The sequence below is a fragment of the Pantoea sp. SM3 genome (assembly GCF_000963995.1).
In the GTDB taxonomy this organism is placed as follows: Bacteria; Pseudomonadota; Gammaproteobacteria; order Enterobacterales; family Enterobacteriaceae; genus Pantoea; species Pantoea rwandensis_B.
This window is the reverse complement of the sequence record NZ_JZRD01000001.1, coordinates 227,151-234,739: the sequence shown is the minus strand read 5'-3', so window position 1 is coordinate 234,739 and position 7,589 is coordinate 227,151. Positions and strand designations below refer to the sequence as shown.

At 51.3% G+C, this 7,589-nt stretch carries 8 protein-coding genes and 1 tRNA gene; 5 read left to right on the top strand and 4 right to left on the bottom strand.

All coding sequences use genetic code 11. The features are described from left to right. Positions 1-513: 513 nt before the first annotated feature. Positions 514-1,731 carry an MFS transporter gene (locus VI01_RS01030; RefSeq protein WP_045813686.1) on the bottom strand — a complete coding sequence of 406 codons (1,218 nt, stop codon included), beginning with the start codon at positions 1,729-1,731 and terminating at the stop codon, positions 514-516. Positions 1,732-1,996: 265 nt separating this feature from the next. On the opposite strand from VI01_RS01030, the gene VI01_RS01025 reads away from it, so the two are divergent. Continuing rightward, positions 1,997-2,236: a hypothetical protein gene (locus VI01_RS01025; protein WP_038645636.1), complete on the top strand. Its 240-nt coding sequence runs from the start codon at positions 1,997-1,999 to the stop codon at positions 2,234-2,236. Positions 2,237-2,273: 37 nt separating this feature from the next. On the opposite strand, the gene VI01_RS01020 is transcribed toward VI01_RS01025, so the two are convergent. Next, positions 2,274-3,173 (bottom strand): DMT family transporter, encoded by a 900-nt coding sequence (locus tag VI01_RS01020; protein ID WP_045813685.1) that lies wholly within the window; start codon positions 3,171-3,173, stop codon positions 2,274-2,276. Positions 3,174-3,354: 181 nt separating this feature from the next. Here VI01_RS01020 and VI01_RS01015 point away from each other — a divergent pair, with 181 nt between their 5' ends. Both VI01_RS01015 and VI01_RS01010 read left to right on the top strand, forming a co-directional pair. Further along, a complete protein-coding gene (locus tag VI01_RS01015; RefSeq protein WP_045813684.1) occupies positions 3,355-4,230 on the top strand; it encodes a helix-turn-helix domain-containing protein in 876 nt (291 codons plus the stop codon). A gap of 169 nt (positions 4,231-4,399) precedes the next feature. Beyond that, the gene (locus tag VI01_RS01010; RefSeq protein WP_231638436.1) at positions 4,400-4,678 is read left to right on the top strand and encodes a hypothetical protein; all 279 of its coding nucleotides are present in this window, start codon (positions 4,400-4,402) and stop codon (positions 4,676-4,678) included. Between the two features lie 255 nt (positions 4,679-4,933). Here VI01_RS01010 and VI01_RS01005 read toward each other — a convergent pair. After that, positions 4,934-5,008, bottom strand: a tRNA-Arg gene (locus tag VI01_RS01005). A gap of 86 nt (positions 5,009-5,094) precedes the next feature. After that, on the bottom strand, positions 5,095-6,015 hold the full coding sequence (locus tag VI01_RS01000; protein WP_038645641.1) for a formate/nitrite transporter family protein: 921 nt from the start codon (positions 6,013-6,015) through the stop codon (positions 5,095-5,097). A gap of 244 nt (positions 6,016-6,259) precedes the next feature. Between VI01_RS01000 and ccmA the strand changes: the two genes are divergently transcribed. Together ccmA and ccmB are read left to right on the top strand one after the other, a co-directional pair. After that, the gene (gene ccmA / locus VI01_RS00995; protein WP_045813683.1) at positions 6,260-6,874 is read left to right on the top strand and encodes a cytochrome c biogenesis heme-transporting ATPase CcmA; all 615 of its coding nucleotides are present in this window, start codon (positions 6,260-6,262) and stop codon (positions 6,872-6,874) included. Further along, positions 6,874-7,533 (top strand): heme exporter protein CcmB, encoded by a 660-nt coding sequence (ccmB, locus tag VI01_RS00990; RefSeq protein WP_038649973.1) that lies wholly within the window; start codon positions 6,874-6,876, stop codon positions 7,531-7,533. The genes ccmA and ccmB overlap by 1 nt, the downstream gene beginning before the upstream one ends. Positions 7,534-7,589: the final 56 nt, after the last annotated feature.

Here is a 7,589-nt window from a genome sequence, read left to right as displayed (position 1 = left end):
GATCCTTAACTGATCGGCATTAGGGATAAATTCCCGCCCTTTTTGTTTTTTTATTATGTGCTGTGTGTGCTTTGCCCAATTACCAATGGCGACCATGATAACCATGGTCATGATGCCAGCCGCCACCGTGCCCCCAGCCCGGTCCGCGACCATATCCGTCATGAACGATACAACCACTCAACATCGTCATAATGGCAACAACCGAAGCAGCTTTAATAAGTGTTTTCATGGAGAGTCCTCCTCTTTTCCAATGAGGCCAGATTACCGGGGAAAAGTGGAGTGAAGATGCAGTAAATGTAGAGTTATTTCTGGATCTATTACCAGATAAGTCAATTTAAAGCTAAAAACGTCAAGGCGGGAAATAAACCAATCAGATAAAACCGAATGCCTGATGATAATAACGCGAATAGTCTGAAATGCAATCCTAAATAACAGCCGTTCTCAACTTCAAAAACATTATGCAGGAAAGAAGGAGAAAATAGATGCCGCAAAGTGATGCGGCATCTGTGGGAATTAATTATGCAGCAAAGGTTCACTGACGTTTTGACGATTTGGCAGACGGATGCTGAGCGACAACACCAGTGAAATCACCAGCAGTGTCATGATCAAGCTGAAGGTCACGGTAAAACCACCAAACACGGAAGCCACCAGTGAACCCATCACGCTGCCGATACCGAATCCCAGGTAAATCAGCCCGTAATTTTTCGTTAGATTATTGAGACCGAAGAAATCGCTGACCAGAGAAGGGAACACGGTGATGGTGCCACCAAAGCTAAAGGCAACGCAGGCCAGTGACAGGAAGAAGGTGGTTTCATTCATCCGGGTAAACAACAAAATACTCATGCCCACCAGTGAAACGATCTGTGCCAGTGAAATGACGCGAATACGTGCCATTTTATCGGAGAGTACGCCGAGAATAAGGCGGCCACTCAGGTTAGCAATCGCGATGACAGTCACGGCATTAGCGGCGGTTTGCGTGGTCAGATGTACCATACCTTCGCCGATGTCTTTCGCTACGCCAATGACATACAGTCCGCTCATGCAGGCAGTGAGGAACATCAGTGCCAGCATCCAGTACTGTGGCAAGCGCACGGATTGCGCCAGCGTGTAATCTTTTTCCTGCAATTTCGCGTTACCGCTGCTTTGCTGGATCGGGGCATCACGCATCATCAGCGCACCCACAATGATCATACTCATCGCCAGCACACCCCAAATCATAAAGGTGTTCTCCAGGCCGTAAGTGCTGAGCAACGCGCCACAGATAAATTTGAAACCCAGGCTACCTAAGCCATAAGCGCCAATTGAGCAGGCGGAAATTAACCCTTTACGCTCCGGGAACCACTTCACGCAGTTTGACAGCGTCATCAGGTATCCTGCGCCATCCGCTAAACCGACCAGGATGCCGGCGCTGAGATACAGCATCATCAGGTTATCGGCATGAGCGGTCAGCCAGAAGCCAATCGCCATCAATATACCGGCGCCGATGGTGACGTTACGCACACCAAAGCGCTCCTGTAATTTCCCCGCCAGTGACGATGCAATCGCGAGCCCCAGGCTTAACAAACCGAATGAAAAAGCGACCTGACTAATGGGAGCATCGAGTTTATGTGCCAACTGGCCGTTAAACAGGCTCCACGTATAGACCGAGCCCAGAGCAAACTGCGTGATAATAGTGCCGATAAGGGTAAGCATGCGGGTGCGCTGCAACTGCGCGGATATTTCTGTTTTCATTTTTATCTCTCCCCTCAGGGAATGCGGAATCTGCAGCGATAATAGGCAGCTTACGCGCGCGCGTGGCGAAGCAGGGCATCAAGAGACAGGACGAGGGAATGAAATGCAGTAAAACGGGTATGAATGGCATTAGGCCCTTGGGATGTCAATTTAAGCGTGGCGGTTGCTATGGGTAAACATGTGTAACCAGGTGTGATAAGCGCGCCAGTTTTGCTGCAAGAGGACAGATTTTTGCCAGGATTAAAATTCACTAACAGGAGGAAATATGACAGACCGAGCATATGAATCCGCGTCAAGCGAGGATGAAGTTTGCTGCATCATCGGTCAGGCGGTGATCGAGTTAAGCGATGAGCATCAGCCTGTGAATAAATCCACGCTGTCGCTGAAATTACTGGCTATGGCCGATCGCGACAGAGATGATGAACGCGTTCTGCTTTACTGGATTGCCAGAAAAGCCATCAGTAAACCTCACCAGCTCAATATCGGCGTTCAGGGCTGGCGCTAGAGGACCAAAGAGCGGGCGCAATGCCCGCTCTCGCTATTTACGCCAGGCGTAATTTGCCTGCCGTGGGCCAGCGCACAAACATCACCATATTCCCCATCAGAATCATCGCCAGACCCACGATGGCATTGCCGTGCCACTGATATCCCTCATAAATGGTCGACAACGTTAGTGCCACCAACGGGAAAAGCAGTGTGCAGTAGGCGGCCTGGCTGGCTCCGATACGACCGACGAGCGTGAAATAAGCGCCAAATCCCAGCACCGAACCAAAAATGGCCAGATAACTCATCGAACCGAGCCATTGCAGATTCAGCGCAGGTGCTAATGAATCGCCATTCAGTAGTGCGATGATTGCCATAACGATTGCACCATATAACATGGCATAGCTGTTGGTGGTCAGCACATCACGTTGACGGCGCTGATGGCGAGTTGAAATCATGTTACCCAAAGAGAATCCAAGCGTGCCCAAAGCACTTAGCCCAACGCCCCATAGCAGTTGCGGAGCCGGGTGCGCTGCCTGAATGTCATTCCAGAACAAGGCAACAATTCCCCCCAAGCCGAGCACGGCCGCGGGTAACAGGCGAAACGGTGGGCGATGACGGAAAAAGATCCAGCTATTAAGCGCGTTATATAACACTGCCATGGAGAAGATGACCGATTCCAGGCCACTGCTGATCCACGCTGCCGCATGATAGAAACAAACGAAGTTGAAGCCAAATACGCAACAGCCTTGCAGTAAGCAGAAAAGGTGATCCTGCTTATCCAGTGGGCGCAGGCGTTTAATCAGCTTTAGGATCACTAACATCAATACCGATGCCAGTAAGAAGCGCCAGAATACCGCCACCAGGACTGGCGTGTTGGCAGCCTCTTGTTGTAGAAAAATGGCGATCCAGGTAGTGCCCCAAATCAATACAACCGCAAGGTACAACATGATGTTCATCGTAAACTCTCCAGCAAAATCATTGCCCGAAGTGTGACGAAAATAATCACCACTCGCTTGCACGCCGTTGCGCGTGAATTGCAAAATCTTGCGCTTTTTTCACGGATGTCCCGCGTTGGCCTGTTTTCTGGCCGGGGAGATCCGTAAACTGTGCGTTATTAACCTGTGAGTGGACCTCCCGATGCCCGATTATCAGACCTTTGACATGCTGCAGCGCCATAAAGCGCAACTGCGCGATAGCGTGCAGCTGTCGGGTGGCATCAAGTTGGCGGCCTGGTTTAATAGCGGCGATCGCGTCACCAACCTGAGTGACCACCACACGCTGAGCCTGTATACCGCTGACGGCTATGATACCTGGCACAAAACCCAGCATGGTTGGCGCAATGGCGGTGGTCCGGATCGCTTCTGCCTGATGCCGAGCGGGGTTGAATCGACCTGGGATCTGCGTGCCGATTTGTCGTTCGTGCACCTTTACTGTACGGATGAGCACTTGCGGCATCTCGGTGAGCAGATCTGGGATCGCAGCCCCGCGCAACTCAACCTGCATGAAAAAATCTTTGCCGATGACGATCGCATCACGCAGCTTTATCGCCATTTCCTGCTGAGCGTTGACTGGCAGCAACCCGCTAATCAATTGATGTTGAGCAGTGCCTCGACGTTGTTGATGACGCATCTTTTGCAGCGCTACAGTGAAGTGCAGTGGCAGGCGCCACAGGTGCGTGGCGGATTAGCGCCCGCGGTATTGCGACGTGTATTGGCGTTTATCGATGCGCAGCTGGATCAGCCTTTGACGCTGGCACAGCTGGCGGCAGAAGCGGCCTTGAGTGAATACCACTTTGCACGCATGTTCCGCAGCAGCGTGGGTGAAGCGCCACATCAGTTCGTGATGCGTCGTCGTATGGATACCGCACTGCAACTGCTAAAGTTCAGCGCTCTGCCGTTAACTGAGATCGCGCTGCGCTGCGGTTTTCACTCCTCCAGTCACTTCAGTAACCGTTTCCGCCAACTGCATGGCGTAACGCCCTCCGCATGGCGCCAAAACTCGCATCAGCTTTGATTTCACTGTAATTGCCTGAAACAGCCAGTTTCTACCTTCGAGAAACGTCTCAAATTCATTCACGCATACGTTAATTGTGGTGATTTTTTCTTCGCCTTAGATACAATGCCATCCATTAACATATTGTTTTTGATGTGATAATTACATGTTTAGCTTATGCGGAGTGGTAATGATGGAAATGCGTGTTGTAAAACTTGAATCTGACGTCAAATACATTAGACGTGATGTCGATGAGCTTAAAGACGATGTAAAATCGATCGATAGAAATATGGCTGCGGTACTTGAGAAACTGGACGGCATTAAGCAGTCACTCGCTAAAAAGCCTTCGACAGATACCGTTGATAAAAAGATCTCTGAAGCGAAGTTGGCCGTTTTACTCGGTGTCCCAGTCTTAATCGCGATTGGCACTACAGTCTACAAGCTGGTAGCGCACTTCTATTTCTCATGAACATCTGGAACCGTCTTCATTTAGCTAATCCTTTCGCAATCATCGAAAGTCCTCCTGAACGAATCTGGCTCTTCAAGTTGCCTGAAGGTGAACATGGGGAAATATACGGGTAGGGGGAATGGATTTACCCAGAATGGAGCAAGGCGATCAACTCGCTTTCCACGAACGATGGCGAACTTGTGTGAACGGATGATTCGGCGAGGGCCTGATTCAAGGGGATTCGGCTAACGCAAGAGGAGATAAGCATGGCTGAACTGGTGTCCCCTGCAGGAATCGAACCTGCAACTAGCCCTTAGGAGGGGCTCGTTATATCCATTTAACTAAGGAGACGCGGCGCGCAGTATAGCGTACCGACCAGCAGAATTTAACCGTGTTAATCCTGTTTGCTCAATCTATCAACAATGTCGTGCCACATATCACTGTTGTTTCTTCTGCGCTTTCTCTTTGCGCTTCTGTTCCGCCTTCGCTTTGGCCTTCGCCGCCTCACTCATATCATTGCGAATTTGCGCATGGCTGATCAGTGCAAAAATCAACGTACCGCCGGTGATATTTCCCAGCAGGGTAGGCAGCGCAAACGGCCAGATGAATTCTTGCCAGGGCAGCGTGCCGGCAAACACCAGATACAGCACTTCAACGGAACCCACCACAATATGGGCCAGATCTCCCAGCGCGACCAGCCATGTCATCATCACAATCACCACGATTTTGGCCGCGCCCGCGTAAGGGAACATCCAAACCATGGTGGCGATAATCCAACCTGAAATCACGGCATTGGCAAACATTTCGCTGGGGGAGTTGTCCATCACCTTTTCGCTAATCACGGTGAAGGCCTGACGCGTCGCCTCGTCAAAAATCGGCATATGATTAAACGCCAATGCGCCGAGCGCCGTACCGATCAAATTTCCCGCCAGCACCACGCCCCAAAGGCGCAATAACAGCATGAAATTACCGCCAGTGGGTTTGTGCATCACCGGTAATACCGCAGTAACCGTGTTCTCAGTGAACAGTTGCTGACGGGCCATTATCACAATAACAAAGCCGAAGGTATAACCCAGATTCTCCAGCAGGAAACCACCGGGTACATCAGCCAAATGCACATGGAAAATCCCTTTTGCCATCAGCGAAGCGCTCATGGATAGCCCCGCAGCCACGGCAGACCACAGCAACGCCATACCATCGCGCTCTAACTCTTTCTCGCCGTCCTGGCGGATCTCTTCATGGATTGCCGCAGCCCGCGAGGGCAGGGCATCTTCATCCACTTCTATCTCTTTACCCTGGTCCTTTTCGTCGCTCTCGACATCGTTGTCATGTTCTGAAATGGATGGTGATTGCTTCATGTTTTCCCCTGGTGATAATGCCAACGCGTAATAAGCTTAGACGGTTTTATCAAGGACGAAATGTTACTAAGATCCAAATTAAGAGTAACAAGATTTTAACTGAGGTGCTTTTTTGCACAGTTTCTTGATCTGATGCGCACGAATACCCCCTTTGAGGGAAGTGAGAGCAACCTCACAGACTTCGGCCCACAGATTCATTGTGGTATTATCCCCGCCTTATTTCACAGCTGCGATTCCCTCTTTCATGCTCGAAGTCATTAATCTCTCATGCGTTCGTGATGAGCGAACCCTGTTTCATGGACTGAGCTTCCATGTGCAACCGGGTGACATTGTGCAAATTGAAGGCCCTAACGGGGCAGGAAAAACCTCACTGCTGCGTCTGCTGGCTGGTTTAAGCCGGGCAGAAGAGGGCGAGGTGATGTGGCAATCGCAGCCGATTCGTCAGCAGCGCGAAATATCGCATCAAAACTTGCTCTATCTTGGTCATCATCCTGGTGTGAAGTCGGTACTCTCACCTCTGGAAAACCTGCATTTCTGGCACGGCGATCGTGATGAAGAAGTGATTTTCGACGCGCTGGAGCAGGTGAACTTGCTGGGATATGAAGAGGTGCCGGTTGCACAGTTGTCCGCAGGGCAGCAACGGCGTGTAGCCCTGGCTCGCTTGTGGCTCAGCCCGGCTAAAATCTGGATTCTGGATGAACCGCTCACGGCCATTGATAAAGGCGGCGTGGAAAAATTAATGGCGCGTTTCGCTGAACATGCCGATAACGGAGGCGCAGTGATTTTGACTACCCATCAGGATCTGCCTGATGAGAGTGAACGCGTGCGCAAAATCCGCCTTATCTCGGAGTGGGCTTGATGTTAGGTCGCGTGATTCAGCGTGAGTTGAAAATTGCATTTCGCAGCGGTGCCGAGGTGATTAACCCGCTGTGGTTTTTCCTGATTGTTATCACGCTGTTTCCGTTAGGTATCGGGCCGGATCCTCAGCAACTGGCGCGCATTGCGCCAGGCGTGGCGTGGGTTGCGGCATTGTTAGCCTCACTGCTGGCGCTTGAACGACTGTTCCGTGATGATTTTCTGGATGGTTCGCTGGAGCAACTACTTTTGCTACCCACACCGCTGCCTGTCACGGTGCTGGGAAAAGTGATTGCTCACTGGCTGATTACGGGCTTGCCACTGATTTTACTGTCGCCGCTGGCGGCACTACTCCTGTCACTGGATTTTGCTGGCTGGCGCGCGATGGCACTGACGCTATTACTCGGCACGCCAACCTTGAGTTTTCTTGGTGCGATTGGCACCGGTTTGACCGTTGGGCTGCGGCGTGGCGGCGTACTTCTGAGTTTACTGGTATTGCCGTTGTCGATACCTGTTCTGATCTTTGCCAGCGCGGCCATCGATGCCGCCGGTCAGGGATTGCCGATCGGAGGTTATCTGGCAATTCTTGGCGCGATGCTGGCAGTGAGCGCAACACTTTCGCCGTTTGCTACTGCTGCGGCTTTGCGCATTAGTCTGCATTAATCCGTGCTGCCCCAGAGCTGCCGGTATCCGAATTCTTTTTATTGTGAGCTATGCAA